Source organism: Paenibacillus wuxiensis (assembly GCF_040195695.1).
In the GTDB taxonomy this organism is placed as follows: domain Bacteria; phylum Bacillota; class Bacilli; order Paenibacillales; family Paenibacillaceae; genus Paenibacillus_B; species Paenibacillus_B suaedae.
In genome coordinates this window covers 555,742-575,053 of sequence record NZ_JBEFZI010000005.1, presented here as the reverse complement: position 1 = coordinate 575,053, position 19,312 = coordinate 555,742, and the positions used below count along the sequence as shown (strand labels likewise).

The 19,312-nt window shown below is 50.2% G+C and carries 15 protein-coding genes; 3 read left to right on the top strand and 12 right to left on the bottom strand.

The window, feature by feature from the left end; genetic code table 11:
* Positions 1-535: 535 nt before the first annotated feature.
* The 7 genes from ABN764_RS14105 to iolC all read right to left on the bottom strand — a co-directional run bounded on the left by ABN764_RS14105 (position 536) and on the right by iolC (position 9,974).
* Positions 536-2,125 carry a solute:sodium symporter family transporter gene (locus ABN764_RS14105; protein ID WP_142545446.1) on the bottom strand — a complete coding sequence of 530 codons (1,590 nt, stop codon included), beginning with the start codon at positions 2,123-2,125 and terminating at the stop codon, positions 536-538.
* A gap of 98 nt (positions 2,126-2,223) precedes the next feature.
* Complete coding sequence (locus ABN764_RS14100) at positions 2,224-3,282, bottom strand: Gfo/Idh/MocA family oxidoreductase (RefSeq protein ID WP_446672243.1); 1,059 nt, start codon at positions 3,280-3,282, stop codon at positions 2,224-2,226.
* Between the two features lie 16 nt (positions 3,283-3,298).
* Positions 3,299-4,195: a myo-inosose-2 dehydratase gene (iolE, locus tag ABN764_RS14095; protein WP_446672242.1), complete on the bottom strand. Its 897-nt coding sequence runs from the start codon at positions 4,193-4,195 to the stop codon at positions 3,299-3,301.
* A gap of 289 nt (positions 4,196-4,484) precedes the next feature.
* Entirely contained in the window at positions 4,485-6,425 is a 1,941-nt protein-coding gene (iolD, locus tag ABN764_RS14090; protein WP_446672241.1) for a 3D-(3,5/4)-trihydroxycyclohexane-1,2-dione acylhydrolase (decyclizing), read from the bottom strand.
* Positions 6,426-6,439: 14 nt separating this feature from the next.
* The gene (locus ABN764_RS14085; RefSeq protein WP_446672240.1) at positions 6,440-7,891 is read right to left on the bottom strand and encodes a CoA-acylating methylmalonate-semialdehyde dehydrogenase; all 1,452 of its coding nucleotides are present in this window, start codon (positions 7,889-7,891) and stop codon (positions 6,440-6,442) included.
* Between the two features lie 92 nt (positions 7,892-7,983).
* Complete coding sequence (locus tag ABN764_RS14080; protein ID WP_268627352.1) at positions 7,984-8,832, bottom strand: class II fructose-bisphosphate aldolase; 849 nt, start codon at positions 8,830-8,832, stop codon at positions 7,984-7,986.
* 146 nt (positions 8,833-8,978) lie between these two features.
* Positions 8,979-9,974 carry a 5-dehydro-2-deoxygluconokinase gene (gene iolC, locus ABN764_RS14075; RefSeq protein ID WP_028533679.1) on the bottom strand — a complete coding sequence of 332 codons (996 nt, stop codon included), beginning with the start codon at positions 9,972-9,974 and terminating at the stop codon, positions 8,979-8,981.
* A gap of 393 nt (positions 9,975-10,367) precedes the next feature.
* Between iolC and iolG the strand changes: the two genes are divergently transcribed.
* The 3 genes from iolG to ABN764_RS14060 all read left to right on the top strand — a co-directional run bounded on the left by iolG (position 10,368) and on the right by ABN764_RS14060 (position 13,367).
* Positions 10,368-11,372, top strand: a complete 1,005-nt coding sequence (iolG, locus tag ABN764_RS14070; protein WP_268627401.1) for an inositol 2-dehydrogenase — start codon at positions 10,368-10,370, stop codon at positions 11,370-11,372.
* A 56-nt stretch (positions 11,373-11,428) separates the two neighbouring features.
* Entirely contained in the window at positions 11,429-12,235 is an 807-nt protein-coding gene (gene iolB / locus ABN764_RS14065) for a 5-deoxy-glucuronate isomerase (RefSeq protein ID WP_174809502.1), read from the top strand.
* A 121-nt stretch (positions 12,236-12,356) separates the two neighbouring features.
* Positions 12,357-13,367 (top strand): LacI family DNA-binding transcriptional regulator, encoded by a 1,011-nt coding sequence (locus ABN764_RS14060; protein WP_446672239.1) that lies wholly within the window; start codon positions 12,357-12,359, stop codon positions 13,365-13,367.
* Between the two features lie 247 nt (positions 13,368-13,614).
* Here the strand turns inward: ABN764_RS14060 and ABN764_RS14055 are convergent, their stop codons facing one another.
* Genes ABN764_RS14055 through ABN764_RS14035 form a run of 5 tightly spaced genes read right to left on the bottom strand, consistent with a single transcriptional unit; the run spans position 13,615 to position 19,222 of the window.
* Entirely contained in the window at positions 13,615-15,333 is a 1,719-nt protein-coding gene (locus ABN764_RS14055; protein ID WP_446672238.1) for an adenine deaminase, read from the bottom strand.
* Positions 15,334-15,386: 53 nt separating this feature from the next.
* Positions 15,387-16,496 (bottom strand): ABC transporter ATP-binding protein, encoded by a 1,110-nt coding sequence (locus tag ABN764_RS14050; protein ID WP_446672237.1) that lies wholly within the window; start codon positions 16,494-16,496, stop codon positions 15,387-15,389.
* Between the two features lie 22 nt (positions 16,497-16,518).
* Positions 16,519-17,310 carry an ABC transporter permease gene (locus ABN764_RS14045; protein WP_446672236.1) on the bottom strand — a complete coding sequence of 264 codons (792 nt, stop codon included), beginning with the start codon at positions 17,308-17,310 and terminating at the stop codon, positions 16,519-16,521.
* Between the two features lie 16 nt (positions 17,311-17,326).
* A complete protein-coding gene (locus ABN764_RS14040) occupies positions 17,327-18,145 on the bottom strand; it encodes an ABC transporter permease (RefSeq protein ID WP_028533676.1) in 819 nt (272 codons plus the stop codon).
* A gap of 27 nt (positions 18,146-18,172) precedes the next feature.
* Entirely contained in the window at positions 18,173-19,222 is a 1,050-nt protein-coding gene (locus ABN764_RS14035; RefSeq protein ID WP_446672235.1) for a nucleoside hydrolase, read from the bottom strand.
* Positions 19,223-19,312: the final 90 nt, after the last annotated feature.

The window sequence follows — 19,312 nt, the reverse complement described above, 5'->3', positions numbered from 1 at the left end:
CACGCCGCCAGCGTTCGTCCTGAGCCAGGATCAAACTCTCCGTTAAAGTTAAGTTTGAACTGCTCATATCTTTTGACGAGGTATTGCTACCTCATTCACAAACGTTGCTCGTTGTTCAGTTTTCAAAGAACAATTTCAGTCAGCAACCAATTTCTTAGTTGCTTTCTTTTTCTCACCGCCTCATCAGCGGCGACTTTAATATCTTATCACTTCGTTCATCCGAAGTCAACAACTTTTTTTTCAACTTGTTTTTAAGTTGTTTTCATTTGTTGTTGCCCGCCTCTTAGCGAAGCAGGAATTAGAATATACCATAGCTACATAAAAGAATGCAACCTTTTTTTCGAATTTGTTTGTATCAGCCATGTTTCTATTCTATCTTCTTCTATTAATAATAAGAATGCTTAGGATTATGATAACGCAATTGTTAGAGAAGGGGCAGCCTACTTAGCATGGAATCCCAAACACCCAAGCTCCTTTTTTCAGGCTAACCCCTTATTCATAGTACTAGAAGATAGGATTGATTCCTCTCTTCCTATTAAGCAGCTATTCCTAATGGAGAGAATAGAATGTAAACAGCGATCATAAGCACGATCATGACGACGGTAAATGCCTTCGCATGCTTCCATGGCGTCAAATCCACCTTGCCTGATTCAAACAGCTCGAAATCCTGTTCGCGCGGTTTCCATTTCCCGACGAGCAGCATGACTAACACGCAGACTGGGAACAATACACTTAAAATGTACAGGAAGTTGAGCGTACCCAAAAAGAACTTGGACAGGGTATAGAGTACAATATGGACAACCAATGCGATTTTAGGCGCAATTGCCGGTACCTTCTTGCTAAAGAAGCCGACAACGACAGCGGCAATGATCGGGATGTTATAAAATCCGAACATCTCCTGCAAGTAGTAATACAATCCTGAAGGCGCATACAGAATAAAGGGTGCAACAGCTACTGCAATAAGACCAAGCACGACGGCAAAGATTCTGCCTGCCTTCACGAGCTGCTGATCCGTCGCGTTCGGCTTGAATATCGGCTTGTAAATATCCAAGGTGAACAAAGTTAACGAACTGTTGAGCGCTCCATTAAATGAGCTTAATATCGCACCGAACAACACGGCCGCGAAAAATCCAGACAGTAACGTCGGAAGAACCTCAATAACAAGTGATGGATAGGCCATATCCGCATTGCTAAGCGAATTGTTAAAGAGATGGTAGGCAATAATGCCCGGAAGAACGAGATAGAACGCTCCGAAAATTTTGAACATGCCGGCATACAGCACGCCCTTTTGGCCTTCCTTCAAGTTTTTGGCGCCCAGCGTCCGCTGAACGATCGCCTGATTCGTACACCAATAGAATAAATTGTTGAAGAGAAGCCCTGCGCAAATCGTCACCCAAGGAACTGGTGAAGAACTGTCACCAATCGAGTTCAACTTCTCGGGTTCTTTGTGCAGCAGTGTGCTGACCCCATCGAACAAATTGCCTCCTCCGAGTGCAACCAGACCAAGCACGGTAATGAGCAGACCACCGACAATAAGACCGACTCCATTCAGCGTATCCGACAGTGCACATGCTCGCAGACCGCCTAGTACCACGTAAGCAATCCCTGTAATCCCAATCGCAAGAGATACAACCAATATAATATTGAAATCACTCAGATCAAATCGAGCCGAAATATTAAAAATCGTATCAAGCACAAGTGCACCAGAATAGAGCACGGTAGGCAAATAAGCAACAGCATATCCAAGCAAAAACAAAATCGAGATAATCTGACGCGTACGCAAATCATAGCGCTGTTCCAGAAAATCCGGGATTGTCGTAATCCCTGACTTCAAATAACGCGGCAAGAAGATAAATGCCATAAAGATGAGCGCGATCGGCGATGTTACCTCCCAAGCCATGACAACCATGGAAGTTGCATAGCTTTGCCCATTCAATCCAACCATTTGCTCCGTCGATAAGTTCGTCAACAGCAGCGAGAAAGCGATTACAATACCTGTCAAGCTGCGCCCGCCCAGAAAGTATCCATCCGAGCTGTTCAAATCCACACTGCGCGTCTTGTACCAAGAGTACCAGGCAACAATTCCAGTATACAGTAAAAAGGTGATGACCGTGATGTAAGTCATGAAAGCCCTCCTCTATGCATAGAGAAATCTTGTGCTTATCATTGCTAGTTCTAGTAAATGGGACTGCTGGCACCGAGAAGGATTACGAAACCCCATTCTTACTTGATGGCAGTCACAGCAGCAGGCATTTGAACGTCAACCAGTTGGCCGCTTTCAAATGACTCCTTGCATGCATACCCAAGCGCGGTCGACAGCACCCCATCCTCTACTGTTACTTTCGGTTGTCTTCCCTCGAGGATTGCCTGTACAAATTCAACTGCTTCATCCATATAAGCCTGTTCAAACCGTTCAAGGAATCCATTTGCGCATTCTCGCACAACACCCCGATCATCGAGAATCATGACTTGATTTTTCTCTGGTACAGTCCCGATGCGCAGTGATCCTTGCGTACCTATAATTTCAGTCTCGATATGATAGCCGTGCGCACAATTGCGACCCGCTACAAATATCCCCATCTTATTGTCTGCAAATTGTACAAGTGCTGCTCCGGTTTCTGCATCGTTCAGCTCCGCAAGCTCGGTATATCGATGAGAACCGCCGATTGCCCACACGCGTTCCGCTTCCACGCCCAAATACCACCGAGCCAAATCCAAATCATGAATTGCCATATCGAGGAACAAGCCCCCGCTATAGTTGCTCTTGGCAAATTGCATGAAGCCAGGCATCGCTTGTGCCGGATCAATTCCATAACAGCGAATCAGCACGGGTTCGCCAATCGCACCCGCTTCAATTTGTTTCTTCGCATACGCATAAGAGCGGTCATATCTGCGCATAAAACCAAGCATGAACACCTGATTCGGATGCTTGCGAACAGCCTTCTGCACGCGCAGCGCTTCCTCCATGTACAGCCCAAGCGGCTTCTCACTGAATACGTGAAACCCAGCTTCCAACGCCTGCTCAATCTGTTCGCAATGATATGCGGATGGAGATGCAATAAATATCGCATCCAGTTCTGTATTACGCAGCATATCCTCATAATTTGTGTACCCGTAAGGAACTTTGAGCTCCTGCTGAGCCTCTTCTACTTCTTCCGGCTTCACGCTGCATACAGCCATCAGTTTGCAGTTCGGAATGCGATGCGCCAAATTATCTGCGTGCTGCCGCCCGAGTCTTCCTAAGCCTACAAGACCTACCGATATCTGTTTGCCCTGTTTCATCTGTTCGTCCCTCCGTTTATACGCCCGCTTGCTGCAAAATATACTGTCTAGCCTTCATTGCGTATTCGAGCGGATTCGCCCGAGCAGGATCCTGCTCCGCTTCCACCAGCATCCAACCGCGGTATCCAGCCGCTGCAAGCGATTGGAACACCGGTTCGAAGGGAATGCATCCATCTCCGGGAACCGTGAATACCCCTTCCTTTACCGCTTGCAGGAAGCTGAGCTTCTCTTCAATTACGCGGCGCGCCACATCGATACGCACATCCTTCAAGTGAACATGCTTAATGCGATCCATATAACGATTCAATATGTAAAGGGGATCCTCACCAGAAAATACAAGGTGGCCTGTATCATACAGCAAGGACACCAGTTCCGGATCTGTGCTAGCCATTAGACGCTCGATTTCCACCGTTGTCTGAACGCCAGTTCCCATATGATGATGGTACACAAGGTGCATATCCTTAGCCTGAGCAAGCTCTCCCAATCGATGAAGCCCTTCAGTTAAGCGCTTCCAATCTTCGTTGTTGAATATCGGCTTATTATCAAAAAGCGGAGTATCCATTTCTCCCTGAATACTGTGTCCCTGCTCGGATACAACAATGACCTTCGAGCCCATCGCATGCAAAAAGTCACGGTGTTGAATAAATGCCTCTACCGTTTCTTCAAGCGGCTTCACAGTCAGGTAAGCGCTAAACCAGGCACTCGCTACCTCCAGATTCCTCAGATGCAGCGCCTTCCGCAGCACCTCAACTTCACGAGGATACTTATTGCCGACTTCCGTACCCGTAAAACCGGCAAGTGCCATCTCACTTACACACTGCTCAAAAGTATTTTCTCCGCCTAATTCAGGCATATCATCGTTCGTCCAGCCAATAGGAGCAATCCCAATCTTCACACTCTCTGCTGCAAACATGCCCATTCCTCCCTAGAAGTCATAATCAAGATTCATGGAGGCAGGCGGTACAGCTTGAAAGGGCGGCTTGAAAACCTCGCAAATCTAGGTTCGAAAAATCACCTGCCGATTATTATCCTCTGCTGTCCGCCAAGCGCTCCGAACATCGAACATTCCGTATAATATCCGCTTAACTAAATGCCGTGCCCGACTGTCCACCGCCTGCTCCATTACTGCTGTTTCCTGCTCTGTGACATGTTAATAAAGGTTATTGCCGTCGAACTTGCCATCGAATATACGAGAGGATTGGCTAATATGGTCGTGCCTGGCTCAGGGATTGGCGCCGCTCATCATAGGCTTGGGCAATTGCCTTCTTGTCCGACACCTCTGCTACGCCGACATTCCACCATGCATCATAGCCATGGGTCATCGTCTTCGGGAGCACCTTAATATCAATCAACGTCGATTCCTTCTGGCGCTTAGCTGCCATCACGGCCTGTTCGAGCTCCTTCATGGTGCGTACCGAATACGTAACGGCTCCGTACCCCGAGGCACTAAGCGCAAAATCGATGCCGACAAGAGGCCCGTCCAGCTTGCCCGTATACGGGTTACGCGAACGGAACTCCGTGCCGAAGCTGCCCATGCCGTTGCCCATCTGTAAATTGTTAATACATCCGAAACCATTATTGTCGAATAGCAGGACGTTAATTTTCCGTCCCTCTTGAATGCTCGTCAGCAGCTCAGAGTGAAGCATTAAGTAACTTCCATCACCGGTAAAAGCGTATACCTCTCGCTCCGGCTCCGCCATCTTCACGCCAAGCGCGCCTGCAATTTCGTATCCCATACATGAGTAGCCATATTCCATATGGTACGAATGCGGTGTCTCAGCCCGCCACATCCGCTGCAAATCCCCTGGAAGGCTGCCGGCTGCGCCCACAACAATCGCATTGTCGCCGAGCAGTTGGTTCAAGGCGGCCACAACCTGTGTCTGCGTCAGGCTGCTGCCAAGCGCCGCCGCGTATTCTGGCAGTGCCTTATCCAAATGGCCCTCAATTTCTGGAGTAAATGAACCTGCGCCTTGAACGTACTGAATGCCAGCCAAGCGCTGCCATTCCTTATCCCAAGCGTCGCGCGCTTCTTGAATCTCCCCTGTATAGGCTGAACGGTAATCCAGGGATTGAAGCCGCTGATGAAGCTCCTCCAATCCCATTTTTGCGTCAGCCACTATCGGAGTTGCATCCAGCTTAATCGCTTGGAATTCGGATACATTCACCGTCACAACATCTATATCAGGATTGCCGAACAGTTCCTTAGAACCTGTCGTAAAATCAGTAAAGCGGGTGCCAACCCCAATAATGAGATCCGCATCCTTGGCTATCGCATTCGCAGCCGAATTGCCTGTAACTCCGATGCCGCCCAGATTAAGCGGATGAGAGCTTGCGATCGCGCTCTTGCCCGCTTGCGTTTCAGCCAACGGAATATGGAAAGCTTCCGCGAATGCCGCCAGTGCCTCTCCCGCTTCGGAGTAGCGAACGCCTCCGCCGCAGATAAGCAGCGGCTTGTGCTTGCGAGCGATGAGGCGAACCGCATCTTCAAGCTGCGCCGCTGATGCAGGCCGCCGATCGATTCGATGCACCCGCTTCTCGAAGAAGGAGGCGGGATAATCATACGCTTCCCCCTGTACATCCTGCGGCAATGCCAGTGTAACGGCACCGGTGTCGGCCGGATTAGTCAGCACCCGCATTGCTTGAATCAGTGCCGTCATTAGCTGCTCCGGACGTACGATTCGATCCCAATACTTGCTTACCGGACGAAAAGCATCATTCGTCGATATGGTAAGATCATGTGGCTGCTCAATTTGCTGCAGCACCGGATCGGGCTGGCGAGAGGCGAACGTGTCTCCCGGAAGCAGCAGCACCGGAATTTGATTCGCCGTCGCCGTTGCCGCAGCGGTTATCATATTGGCTGCGCCCGGCCCGACAGAGGAGGTGCAGGCGCATATTTGCTTGCGCCGCATCTGCTTGGCAAATGCGACGGCAGCCTGAGCCATCCCCTGCTCATTGCGCCCTTGGTATACTTCCAAGCCGCCGCAGTTCTCTTCGAGCGCTTGGCCCAATCCAAGCACATTGCCATGACCAAATATCGTAAATACGCCTTTAATGAAGCGCTGCTCCACACCGTCAAACTCCACATATTGCTGATCCAGGAACTTGACGAGTGCCTGCGCCATTGTTAAACGGATCGTTTCCATCCCGAACACCATCCTTACCAGCGCGTAGTGACCATCTTTTTGCGGGTATAGAACTCTACTCCGTCCGTGCCGTTCGCATGCAAATCCCCATAGAAGGAATCCTTGTAGCCAGAGAACGGGAAGAAGGCCATCGGTGCTGGGACGCCAACGTTTACACCGAGCATCCCTGCATCGATATGCTCACGGAATTGTCTCATATAAGCGCCGCTCGACGTGAAGATGCAGGCACCGTTCGCAAACCGCGATTCATTCGCCCAAGCGATTGCCTCATCGATATCCTTTACACGCACAATTGACAATACCGGCGCAAAAATCTCATCCTGCCAAATCTTCATTTGCTGTGTCACTTCATCGAAAATCGTCGGCCCCATGAAGAAGCCATCGCCATTGGTTTCTGCGTCCTGGCGGCCATCGCGCACAAGTTTGGCCCCCTCCTGCACGCCAGCATCAATGTAACCGATCGCTCTCTCCTTATGACCTTCGCGAATGACTGGCCCAAGGAACACGTCATCGCGTTCGCCGTTGCCGATAATAAGCTCATCAGAAGCCTTCACAAGCTGTGCAACAAACTCGTCCGCAACCGATTCCTGCACGAGCACAACTGAGCAGGCCATGCAGCGTTCTCCGGCCGAACCGAATGCTGCATTGATAATTTGCGTCGTAGCGTTCTCCAAATTCGCGTCTTCCATTACGATCGAGTGGTTCTTGGCTCCGGTCAAGGCCTGCACGCGCTTCAAGTTGGCAGTGCCGCGCTTGTATACATATTCGCCGACTGGCTGGGAGCCAACGAAGGAGATCGCCTTCACCTGCTTATGATCAAGCAATCCATTCACGACATCATGCGCCCCATGGACAATATTCAGAACGCCCTTCGGCAAGCCCGCTTCTTCCATGAGCTCCGCCAAACGGCAAGCCAGAAGAGGAGTACGCTCGGAAGGCTTCAATACGAACGTGTTGCCGCAGGCGATCGCCAGCGGGAACATCCAGCACGGCACCATCATTGGGAAGTTGAACGGGGTAATGCCGCCAACGACACCGATTGGATAACGGTACATGCCGGATTCAATGTTGGTAGCAATGTCCGGCAACTGCTTGCCCATCATGAGCGTTGGTGCACCGGCTGCGAATTCCACGCATTCGATGCCTCGCTGCACTTCACCGTATGCTTCTTTGAAATTTTTGCCGTTCTCAAGCGTAATCAGCTTGGCCAGCTCATCCCAATGCTCAACGAGAAGCTGCTGATACTTGAACATGATGCGCGCCCGACGCGGAACAGCAGTACGCGACCATGTGCGGAACGCTTCCGCAGCCACAGCTACCGCTTCATTCAATTCTTCCATGCCGGACAACGGGACATGCCCGATAATGTCGCCCGTAGCCGGATTGTATACCGGTTCCGTTTTACCCGATGTTGATTCCTTCCATTGTCCCCCGACATAGTTGCGAATGGTGATTGCTTCTGTCATGTTCCATTCTCCTCTCGTCATTTCATATATAGTAAAGAACATCTGAAATCCGGATGTGAACCTAGCAAACCGTTCCTTTTATACGTTCAAAGTTATAAGTTCAAAGCTTGGTGAGCATTCAGCAGCAGCATCTTCTGCTTGGCGGCTTCTTTCACCGCTTCCATCGGACGGGCGAATAAGGCAACGCGGTCGAACTCATTTGGTTTGTTCAGTATTTCGCTGCGCAGTGTCTTGCCGAACGCCATGCGGAGTGCCGTACCGATATTGACCTTGCTGATGCGTGTAGCCGCAAGCCTGTGCAAATCATCGTCCTTCACTCCAGTCGATCCATGCAGCACGAGCGGCAGCGATACGACACGCTCAATCTCCGCGAGCCGTTCGTAATCGATCGGCGCGGACTGCTCTTCCATCCGATGCAGCGTACCGATCGCCACTGCCAGTGCATCGACGCCAGTCTCTTCAGCAAACACCTTCGCTTCGCCAGGGGCTGTCAGCCTTGCCTCCACATTCATGGACGGATCCGTATATCCGACAGCGCCAATTTCCGCTTCGACAGGAATGCCGCAGGCATGCGCCAGCTTTACAATTTCCCGCGTGTTGCGGATATTGTCTGCTAGCGGTAGCTGCGAGCCGTCATACATAATGGATGTGTATCCACTCATAATCGCTTCGGCTGCCGACTCGAATCCATCGCCGTGATCCAAATGGATGCATACTGGCACCTTCGCGCGCTCAGCCAAGCTTCTGTACAACGCTCCTGATACTTGAAGAGGCATGTAGCGAAGCGCCACCTTATTTGTCGCCAATATGACCGGCGCTCCGACTTCCTCGGCTGCGGCAATGACCGCCGAAGCATCCTCATAACCAAATACGTTAAATGCCGGCACGGCCGCATTGCGTTCCGGCAACCCCTGCATCATTTCCGTTAATGTAACGAGCATGAACCGTCCCTCCATGTTGAATGACTTATAACTTGCTCACTATCTCATACGCCGCAAACTACCCCATCGGGCCGTTATGGCTGCATTCAATCCAATGCAGTTTCATTCCAATGGAAGATTTGGTCGTGTGTCAGCGGTATTCAGGTCTATTCCCCACGCTCCGCGCTTCTGATGAATTCATCCAGTTCCGCGGTCGTTGGCATCGCGTCTGAGCAGCTATGGCGCGAGATAACGATGGCGGCTGAAGCGCTGCCGTATTCCATCGCACGCGGCAAATCCCAGCCCTGCATCAACGCATAAATCATGGCAGACGCATAGGAATCGCCCGCTCCGAATGTCTTGAGCACCTTCGTCTTGAAAATGCCCCCTCTATGCGCTTCTCCGTCTTTCGTATAGGCAATCGAACCTTCCGAGCCATGCTTAATGAGAACAACCTGCGCATGATGCCCGAACCATTTCGCTGCCGTCAGTCGATCGTCCGCTTGCTGACCGGAGAACTTCTCCATCATGTCGAACTCTTCGCGCGTTCCAATGACAAAGTCGCATTTTTCCGCCGCAAGCTGATAATAAATCGAGGTTTCCGCAACATTTTTCCAGGTGTACGGGCGATAGTCTAGATCGAAAAATACGAATACCCCATGCTTGCGTGCATATTCCAAGGCAATGAATACTGCCTCGCGTGACGGGCTCGCAGCGAGCGCCGTTCCTGATATGAGCAGCGCCTTCGTCTGCTTAATATACTCCTCAGATACCTCTTCCGGCTTAAGGAGGAGATCCGCTACATGGTCACGGTACATCAGAATGCTGCAATCTGTAGGACTTTTAATTTCAGTAAAAGCTAATCCTGTCATTGCTCCCGTATCATCAACAGCAAGCTGCGACGTATCTATCGATTGATCGTTCAAATATTGTCGTATGTAACGGCCCATCTGATCATCGGACAGCTTACCGATGAATCCGCTTTTCATGCCGAGGCGTGCCGCCCCAATTGCAATGTTCGCTGGAGATCCGCCGACGTACTTCGTGAACGTTCTCGTCTCCTCCATTGGCCGATTAATTTCGTTCGCATTTAGATCGATGCACAGTCTTCCGATGGCAATCAAGTCGAATGGCCGATCCTTAGGGAATGATAGTGTACTCATATCCAGTCAGCACCTCCATGTTCTCTGCCTCATGCCCTCTTTCTGCAGGACTGAGGCCACTATGATGCAGTCTCTTTCTGTTGCGAGTTGAGTTAAGCGCTTACCTTGTAGCTAATTATATGCACACCAATTTGGTAATGTAAACGCTTTTTTAATGATTTAATAAGTTCTTTTTTTCACTTACACATCTTCTTTTCCTATTTAAAATAACTTGCCATTTTCCCTGTAACACAGCGGAAACACACTCGATTATTGATTTTTCACCTTGCCAACCTCTGGAACATGGCCTATAGTTAAAATATGAGTTAAGCGCTTTCCCTACTTTGCCTAGTAAGTCGTCGTTTTACTGTTCCATATACAGAACAATTTCGATCACACTCAGAGAAAGCAGGGATTATTATGCTGCAAGTAGGAATCATCGGAGCCGGGCGAATTGGAAAGCTGCATGCCAGCCATATTCAACAAATGAGCAATATCCGCGTTCGCGCAATATCAGACGTATATACGGAAGGGTTGAACGAATGGGCTTCCGCGCATGGAATCCCAGTTGTCACGAACGACTATCAAGACATTCTTCATGACCCGGATATTCAAGCGGTGTTTATCTGTTCACCGACCAGCACACATGCGGACATCATTCGTGAGGCTGCCGAAGCCGGCAAGCATATTTTCTGTGAGAAGCCTGTCAGCTTCTCAATCGAAACGACAGAGCAAGCACTAGCTGCGGTTAAGAAGTCCGGCGTGAAAATGCAGGTCGGCTTTAACCGCCGCTTTGACCATAATTACAAAAAAGCGCGTGACGTCGTACAATCCGGAAGCATTGGAGCCCCACATTTGCTGCGCATTACGTCGCGCGATCCAGAACCGCCATCAGCAGAGTATATCGCCAAATCCGGCGGACTGTTCATTGATATGACCATTCACGACTTCGATATGGCCCGCTATGTCATGCAAAGCGAGGTCGTTGAGGTATATGCGCAAGGAGCGAATCTGGTCGATCCGAAAATTGGGGAATTGAACGATATTGACACAGCCATTGTTAGTCTTCGCTTTGCCAACGGTGCGCTCGGCATTATCGAGAACAGCCGCAAGGCCGTGTACGGTTATGATCAGCGTCTGGAAGCATTCGGCTCCGATGGCTGTGTCTCGACACAGAACGACCGTCCTTCTACAGCGGTTGTTGCGACGGCTAATGGGGTTCATATGGACAAGCCGCTGCATTTCTTCATCGAGCGCTATACGCAGGCCTATATTCAGGAGGTTCAAGACTTCGTTCGGGCCATTATGCACGATGGCCCAGTCGTCTGTGATGCCAACGACGGATTGCAGGCGGAACGCATTGCACTAGCGGCCAAAGAGTCGCTGCGTACCGGGCTGCCTGTTAAGATAGCCCATTAACATATAGATTTGTATTTATAAAAACTAATCTCTACTGAGGCAAGGAGGCCGCCTTTATGTCTAAATTACTCGTATCGCCACAACCAAGAGATGAGCAAGGCAAGGTCATTTCCGTTACGCCGCAAAGCGCAGGCTGGGAGTATGTAGGGTTCGAACTGTATTCGCTGCAGCCAGGTGAAAAGCTGCAAAACGATACAAATGAGCAGGAGGTATGCCTTGTCCTGCTGAGTGGGAAGGCTGAGGTCAGCACTTCGAAAAAATCGTTCGGTGTGCTTGGACAGCGCATGAGTGTATTTGAGCGCATTCCTCCGTATTCGGTTTACGTGCCGAACCATGATCGATATACCGTTCAGGCCGAAACGGCCTTAGAACTAGCTGTCTGTGCCGCCCCTGGCAAGGGGACATACCCGGCTCGTGTCATTGCTCCTGAAGATGTCGGTGTAGAAACACGCGGTTCTGGCAGCATCGAGCGGCATATCCATAATATTTTGCCGGAACAAAAAGAGGCGGACAGCCTGCTCGTCGTAGAGGTGTTCACGCCTGGCGGGCATTGGTCCAGCTATCCGCCGCATAAGCACGATCAGGAAAATTTGCCGCATGAATCTTATTTGGAAGAAACCTATTATCATGAAGTCAATCCTGAGCAAGGGTTCATTATGCAGCGCGTATACAATGACGACCGTTCGTTGGATGAGACGATGGCCGTGCCGCACCGCCATGTCGTCCTAGTTCCAGAGGGGTACCACCCGGTATCCGCGCCTCCAGGATACGATTCCTATTATTTGAACGTGATGGCGGGACCTGTGCGTACATGGAAGTTCCACAATGATCCCGAACACGAGTGGCTTTTTGAAAAAAAGTGATGCCGCTTATTTCGAGCAGTCTCTTACAGGAGAATGGCGTAGTCCATTCTCCTTTTGTTGTATAATGAGAAATAAAGAGAAGACGTACACAAGAAGTGCGAAGAACGATGAGGAGTTCCCTATGAAATCAACTATTTACGACGTAGCCAAGGCGGCTGGCGTATCCATTGCCACCGTATCGAAGGTCGTCAATCAAACAGGCAATATTAGCGCCAAAACACGTGAGCGTGTCCTCCATATTATGAAAGAGCTGCAATACCAGCCGAGTGTAGTTGCTTCCGCGTTAACCGGAAAGAAAACGTCCACCTTCGGCCTGCTCATCTCTGATCTGGCCAACCCCTTTTTCGCTGAGGTGGCTCGCAATCTGGAGGATCAAGCGCAAGCGTCCGGATACAGTATTGTTATGTGCAGCACAGACAATAAGGATGATAAAGGGCTAAATTACATTTCCCTATTGCAGCGCAAGCAAATTGACGGGCTTATCATTGCCTGCCAATTTACAAAATGGTCGCAGCTAGAAGACTACATTACCGACAGTCTCCCCATCGTGCTATTCTCCAAAGACATCACATCCCTGACCATGCACACCGTGACCGTGGATGACTATAAAGGCGGCTACGAAGCGATTCGTCACCTGCTCCAGCTTGGGCATACCGATATCGGCATCATTACAGAGGACAGCCCAAGCGGTGAGCACCGGGTTCGAGGCGCCAAGCAAGCGATGAAGGATGCAGGAATCGAGCCGAACGATCAATGGATCACAGTCGTTCACTCGTCTGTCGCAGAAGGGTGTTCCGGCGCAAATCAAATACTGCAGCAGTATTCCCGTCCGACTGCGATATTCACCTGCAATGATTTGCTAGCCGTCGGCGCTATGCAGTCTGCACACCAGATCGGCTTGCAAGTTCCTAACGAGTTGTCCATCATTGGATTCGACGATACGATCCTGTCTCAAATCGTTGTGCCGCGTCTCACGACGATCGCACAGCCAATTCCCGATATGGCCAAGGAAACGATTCAATTGCTGCTCCGCCAAGCAGACAATCCAGACATGCCGAAGCAAAAGATCGTGTTCCAGCCACAATTGATTTCGGGGGATTCTACGCAGGTGCGAGAAACCGACGGCAAATGATCCTACTTGAAAATTTATAGTCGTAGTTAATTTAGCCCTTTGGCTGATCTAATACGAGAAGAGCCGTAAGGATGCAACAATCCCTACGACTCTTCGCCTATAATCTTGGTTTCAAGTAAAACAACCAGAGAAAAGACAATGTTAATATGTGGTATAATAATCAGACACAACACACCTTGAGTGGAAAGACTCCCTCCTGAAAGGAGGTGAGTCCTATACCTCAACGGTTCGCAGTCGATACGGTTGTTCAAACCTTTTCCACCAGAAGCGGAACGACCTGTCCAGCATGAACATCGATCAATCCCAGATCCGTTATCTTCAGCGCCGGACTTACTGGCAAGGAATGCGTACACAGCGACATAATCGGGTTGTAATGCTCGTAGCCGATTGATTCCATCGCCTCGCGCAGCTTCTTCACGGCTTGTCCGAACTCCTCGAACGGCTCCTCTGACAAAATGCCGCCAACAGGCAGCGGAATATGTGCAATCACCTTGCCGTCATCAACGACACAGAAGCCGCCTTGATCCGCAATGACTGTATTTGCCGCAAGCACCATATCTGCCTGTGAATGACCTACGACAAGCAGGTTGTGATTGTCATGTGAATATGTCGTCGCAATCGCTCCGCGCTTAATCGTGTTGCCCGTAATGAGTCCGTAAGCACGGTTGCCATTCTTGCCATAACGTTCGAAGGTAGCAATCAACCCATATGGACTCTCCTGCCACTTCAATTCTCCATCTGCCACACGTACCGATTCATGCAGTTCCTTCGTGTTCGTCGTTCCGTTCAACACCTGCATGACGCGGCAGAGATACTCGCCATCAACAGCCTCTGCAGCTACCTGGAAATCTTCTGCCGTTAGCTTCTGCAACTTCACACTCTCATAGAAATGAGACGGGAATTGGCGTTCACCGCGCTCTTGCTCATAGGCTGTTCCAGCCTCATAAGCCAAGCGTCCATGCTTGTATACCGATGCAATGCGGAATTGCGTAACGTCGCTGAGCAGCACGAAGTCCGCCACTTTATTCGGTGCAATTGCTCCGCGATCATACAAGCGCATCCGACTAGCTGGCGTATACGTAGCCGCATAAATCGCACGTTCTGGCTTCATGCCCATTGCGATCGCCTTTTTGACTAAGTGATTCAAATGGCCGTCCTGAACGAAGGTATCCGCCATGACATCATCCGTTACGAAGCAGAACAGCTCTGCTACGTCCTCATGAATGAGTACATCCATAATGTCCGGTGTCATCGACTTCTCCTGAATCTCAAGGAACATGCCATTCGCCATTCGATCGCGCATACTGTCCACGGCCTGCTCGGTATGATCGGAGTCTACTCCTGCGAACATGAAGCGTGCCAGTTCTAGATCAACCAGCTTCTTCGGCGTATGTCCCTCGATAACGAGATTCGGATAATTGGTGCGGATATGGTGCAGGATGCGGTTCGTTTTGCAGTCCGGATCGCGCAGAACATCGACCGAGTTCATAATCTCTCCCAAGCATACAACCCGCTCATCCTTCAGCAGCTCATCGATATCCGCGATATCGATTTCCCCTCCAGTAGTCTCCAGCGGCGTTGCAGGCACCGAGCTCGGAATTGCATATAAGATGTCCGCTGTGCAGCCCTTGCTTGCTTTGATCATTTCCTTCACGCCTTCAACGCCGAACACGTTCGCCATCTCATGCGGCTCGGATACAATTGTCGTGACCCCGTTTTGAATTAGGCCGTGCGAGAACGTCTGCGGCGTAACCATCGTGCTCTCAATATGAAGATGGATATCGACGAGGCCTGGAATCATGTACTTTCCCGTTCCGTCCACGACTTTGACCGCCTCGAATTCATCCGTTCCGCGATTCCCAATGTAGAGGAAACGCCCATCCTGAATGGCGGCATTCCCTTGTATGAATCGTTTCAAATACACGTTATATACGCTGACGTTCGTTACCAACAAATCTATTTTCATGTCTCCACTCCTCGCTGTCCTTCGTTCGTTGGTATAGAGGTATACATGTAATATTAATTCGACGTTCTCACCAATACGACTTTTTCTTTCGGCAGTACGAGCTTCACGGCTGTACCGCGTTCGAACGGCGTCTCCATTTCGCGATTTACCGTGAATTCGCCAAGCGGCGTTTCGACGATGTATTGATAGCTGCGACCGAGGAAGGTACTGATTTTCACTTGACCGTCAATCTGGTTCCATCCCGCTTCCACATCCTCAGTCGTTAAGCCGCCAATCCCAGCCGTACATTCGCTGTCTGTAGCTACCAGAAGATCGTCTGGACGAATAGCGCCCTTCATCGAGCTGGACAATGGATGGCCTGAGCGATGGATGACCTGCATCTTCACTCCTTCTGTGCCGTGTATCGTAATCGCTCCTCCGTCATCATGCATTTCGCCAATGTCGATAAAGTTGTTGAAGCCGATGAACCGGGCAACGAATTCAGTAGCCGGGTATTTATAAATGTTCGCAGGCGCATCCAATTGCTCAATGACGCCTTTGTTCATGATGGCAACCTTATCTGAGATGGAGAAGCACTCCTCTTGGTCGTGAGATACATACACGCTTGTAATCCCAAGCTGCTTCTGAATGCGGCGAATTTCTACACGCATATTGACGCGCAGGTTCGCGTCCAGGTTACTAAGCGGTTCGTCGAACAGGAGCAGATCCGGCTGAATGACGAGCGCACGAGCGATTGCAACGCGTTGACGCTGTCCACCGGACAATTCTCCGGGGAATCGCTTTTCGAAGCCTTTCAGGTCTACAACCTCCAGCATCTCATGTACACGCTTCGCGATGGACGACTTGTCCACCTTGCGCAGCTTCAAGCCGTACGCGACATTGTCGAACACGCTCATGTGCGGGAACAGCGCATAGCTCTGGAATACGAAGCCGAAGTTGCGCTTGTTCACAGGTACCCGAGTATAATCCTTTCCTTGGAATAGGAACTTGCCGTCCTTCGCTTCCAGGAAGCCAGCAATCAGGCGCAGCGTTGTCGTCTTGCCGCAGCCTGATGGTCCGAGCAGAGAGATCAGCTCGCCTTCGTTCAGGCTCAGGTTGAAGTCTTTCAAGATCAGGTTTTTCTCGTATGCAACAGATATATTTTGAAGGGATAGCAATTCCATGATCGTTGGCCTCCGATGTATGCTAGTTATTTTTCGTGAAGTAGGAGAGTCCCATTAAGCGTTCAATTGAGAACATAAGCAATGCGGTAATGACCATCAGCAGCACCGAAATTGCTGCAATCGTTGGGTCGAAGTAATTCTCGACATAGGTCAGCATTTGAATCGGCAATGTGCTGACCCCGGGTCCCGTCATGAACACGGAAATATCTACGTTGTTGAACGATTCCAGGAACGCGAGCAGAACACCCGCGATAAGACCAGAACGAATGTTAGGCAGCACGACCGTGAAGAATGTATGCAGTCGGCTCGCACCTAAGCTCATGGACGCTTCTTCAACGGAATAGTCGAAGTTCGCCAAGCTCGATGCAATGACCCGAATGATAAATGGCAGCATCAGCACGATATGTCCGATCAGCAAGCTTGTATATACGGGCAGTTCGAATTTCACGACTAAATACTTGAGCATCGTGAAGCCGAGCACGACCCCAGGGATCAAAATCGGCGAGATAAAGATGGCATTGAGCAGCCCCTTGCCCTTGAACTGATAGCGGCTCAGCGCATATGCAGCAGGAACGCCGAGCAGAAGCGCAATCAGGTTGCCGGCAAGCGCGACGATGATCGTAACTTTGAACGTAGACAAAAACATTTCGACATCAAAAATATTGCGATACCATTTCAGTGAGAAACCTTCTGGCGGGAACTTCAGTACCGAACCCTCTCCAAAAGACGTTGCCATAATAATGATGAGCGGCCCGAGCAAAAAGAGAAACACCAATCCCGTAAATACGGCGAGTCCGCGATGTTGTTCTTTCATAAGAAGTTAACCCCCGTTATCCCTTCGGATTCAATTTGCGAGCGAGCTGATTCATAAGACCGATAATGATGAAGGTGACGACAATCATGACGGTTGCAATAATCGAAGCCATATCCCAGTCGTTGAGCGTCATCGCATTCTGATACAGGAACGTAGCGACGACTCGCTGTTTGCCGCCAAGCAGCTGCGGCGTCGTATACGCCGTTAGACTGCCGACGAATACAAGGATGCTGCCAACGATAAGACCAGGCACACACAGCGGTACGATGACGGTCATAAAGCCCTTCATGCGCGATGCGCCAAGACTTGATGAAGCATTTAACAGGTCGCCGTCAATGTTCTCCATAACACCGACGAGCGAAATGATCATAAGCGGCAAAAACAGATGAATGAGACCGATCATCATCGCGGTCGGCGTATACATGATTTTTAACGGCTCATCAATTAATCCAATGCTGGTCAACAGCTGATTCACCAAACCGTTCTTGCCGAGAATGACCATCCAACTGAAGGAGCGCACAATCGCACTCGTCATGAGTGGGAAGATTGCGAGCGCCAGCAGGATTCCTTTGATACGCGCCTTCTGCCGTGAAATATAGTAAGCAGCAGGGAATCCGATCATTATGCAGGCAAGTGTTGTAACGAAGCTGACCTGCAGTGTAGTACCTAATATTTTCAGCATGTACGGATCGCCGAGCAGCTTCACATAACCGTCGATTGTAAATTGCCCTTCACGGAAGAAAGTTGAGCCAATCGTCATGAAGATCGGAATGATCATGAACAAGGTCAAGAATACGAGTCCCGGAAGCAGCAGCCATATAAATGGTTTTTTCATCAGTTCGTCTCCTGTTTCTCTTGATGTCTAAGCTTGCAATACGGAGATAAAACGATCCATGAACGCCTCTCCATCTACCTCTACACATACATTTGCGTTTGCCTCCCGGCCGAGGCGATTCTGAACGTCGCATACGGTTTGACCGTCGCACAGGTCGCTTCGTGTCTCAACGTCCACATAATAGCGATGCGTCTTGACGATACTGGCATCGATCACGATATAGGCAGCGAGCGGATCGTGCATCGCACACGCTGCTACACCATTGCGCATTCGATAACGCTCCATGTACTGTGCCGTACATGTACGGACAAAGCCTCCAAGCGGTGTGGAATCGAGCTTCTCCAAATGCTCGGGACGCAGCAGTGCCTGACGTGTTACGTCCAGACCGACGATGGTCAGATCAAATCCTGCATGCAGCACCATTTTGGCCGCTTCTGGGTCAACGTAGATGTTGTATTCCGCCACTGGCGTAACGTTGCCGAACGTCTGCAGCGCGCCTCCCATCATAACGACCCGCTTAACGAGCTGCGGCAATTCGGGACAGGCCCGCAAGGCAATTGCCAGATTGGTGAGCGGCGCTGTCATAAGAAGTGTCAGCTCACCTGGGCGCTTCTTCGCTTCTTCAATGATGAACTGTGCTGCATGCGGCAGACCTTCCTCCAACTCCGGCGGACTCATATCGGATAGAGCTCCGCCCAAGCCATCATTTCCGTGCACAGCGTGCTCGAAGAACGTCGGACGCATTAATGGCTCGTTCGCTCCCGGAATGATCGGAACATTGCGAGTGAATCCATTCCTTGCAGAGGCAGCTTCTTTTTGCTCGAAATTCAACGGAACCTTGTTCGCCTCAACATCCGCGCGTTGCTTGTCCTCATCCAACTGCTGAAGCATGTGTATTACTTTTCGTGTATTTAACGTCGCTTGTGAGAGTGAGACATTGCCATTCACTGTCGTCACGCCGACAAGCTCTACTTGTTTGCTTTTCCAAACTAACGCTAATGCAAGTGCATCATCTACGCCCGTATCAACATCCATAATGACGGGCATTTGCTTCGAAGTAGCCGTATCCGCAACCATGATACCAGCCTCCTGACTATTGATGGGAATAAAAAAGGAGGGTGCGATATACGGCAGCCCTCCTCTTGATCGAGGAAGTTCAAAAAGGTA

Coding starts and splice junctions, on each gene's coding strand:
- ABN764_RS14105 (WP_142545446.1), bottom strand. CDS start 2,125: ATGACTTACATCACGGTCATCACCTTTTTACTGTATACTGGAATTGTT.
- ABN764_RS14100 (WP_446672243.1), bottom strand. CDS start 3,282: ATGAAACAGGGCAAACAGATATCGGTAGGTCTTGTAGGCTTAGGAAGA.
- iolE (WP_446672242.1), bottom strand. CDS start 4,195: ATGTTTGCAGCAGAGAGTGTGAAGATTGGGATTGCTCCTATTGGCTGG.
- iolD (WP_446672241.1), bottom strand. CDS start 6,425: ATGGAAACGATCCGTTTAACAATGGCGCAGGCACTCGTCAAGTTCCTG.
- ABN764_RS14085 (WP_446672240.1), bottom strand. CDS start 7,891: ATGACAGAAGCAATCACCATTCGCAACTATGTCGGGGGACAATGGAAG.
- ABN764_RS14080 (WP_268627352.1), bottom strand. CDS start 8,832: ATGCTCGTTACATTAACGGAAATGATGCAGGGGTTGCCGGAACGCAAT.
- iolC (WP_028533679.1), bottom strand. CDS start 9,974: ATGAGTACACTATCATTCCCTAAGGATCGGCCATTCGACTTGATTGCC.
- iolB (WP_174809502.1), top strand. CDS start 11,429: ATGTCTAAATTACTCGTATCGCCACAACCAAGAGATGAGCAAGGCAAG.
- ABN764_RS14060 (WP_446672239.1), top strand. CDS start 12,357: ATGAAATCAACTATTTACGACGTAGCCAAGGCGGCTGGCGTATCCATT.
- ABN764_RS14055 (WP_446672238.1), bottom strand. CDS start 15,333: ATGAAAATAGATTTGTTGGTAACGAACGTCAGCGTATATAACGTGTAT.
- ABN764_RS14050 (WP_446672237.1), bottom strand. CDS start 16,496: ATGGAATTGCTATCCCTTCAAAATATATCTGTTGCATACGAGAAAAAC.
- ABN764_RS14045 (WP_446672236.1), bottom strand. CDS start 17,310: ATGAAAGAACAACATCGCGGACTCGCCGTATTTACGGGATTGGTGTTT.
- ABN764_RS14040 (WP_028533676.1), bottom strand. CDS start 18,145: ATGAAAAAACCATTTATATGGCTGCTGCTTCCGGGACTCGTATTCTTG.
- ABN764_RS14035 (WP_446672235.1), bottom strand. CDS start 19,222: ATGGTTGCGGATACGGCTACTTCGAAGCAAATGCCCGTCATTATGGAT.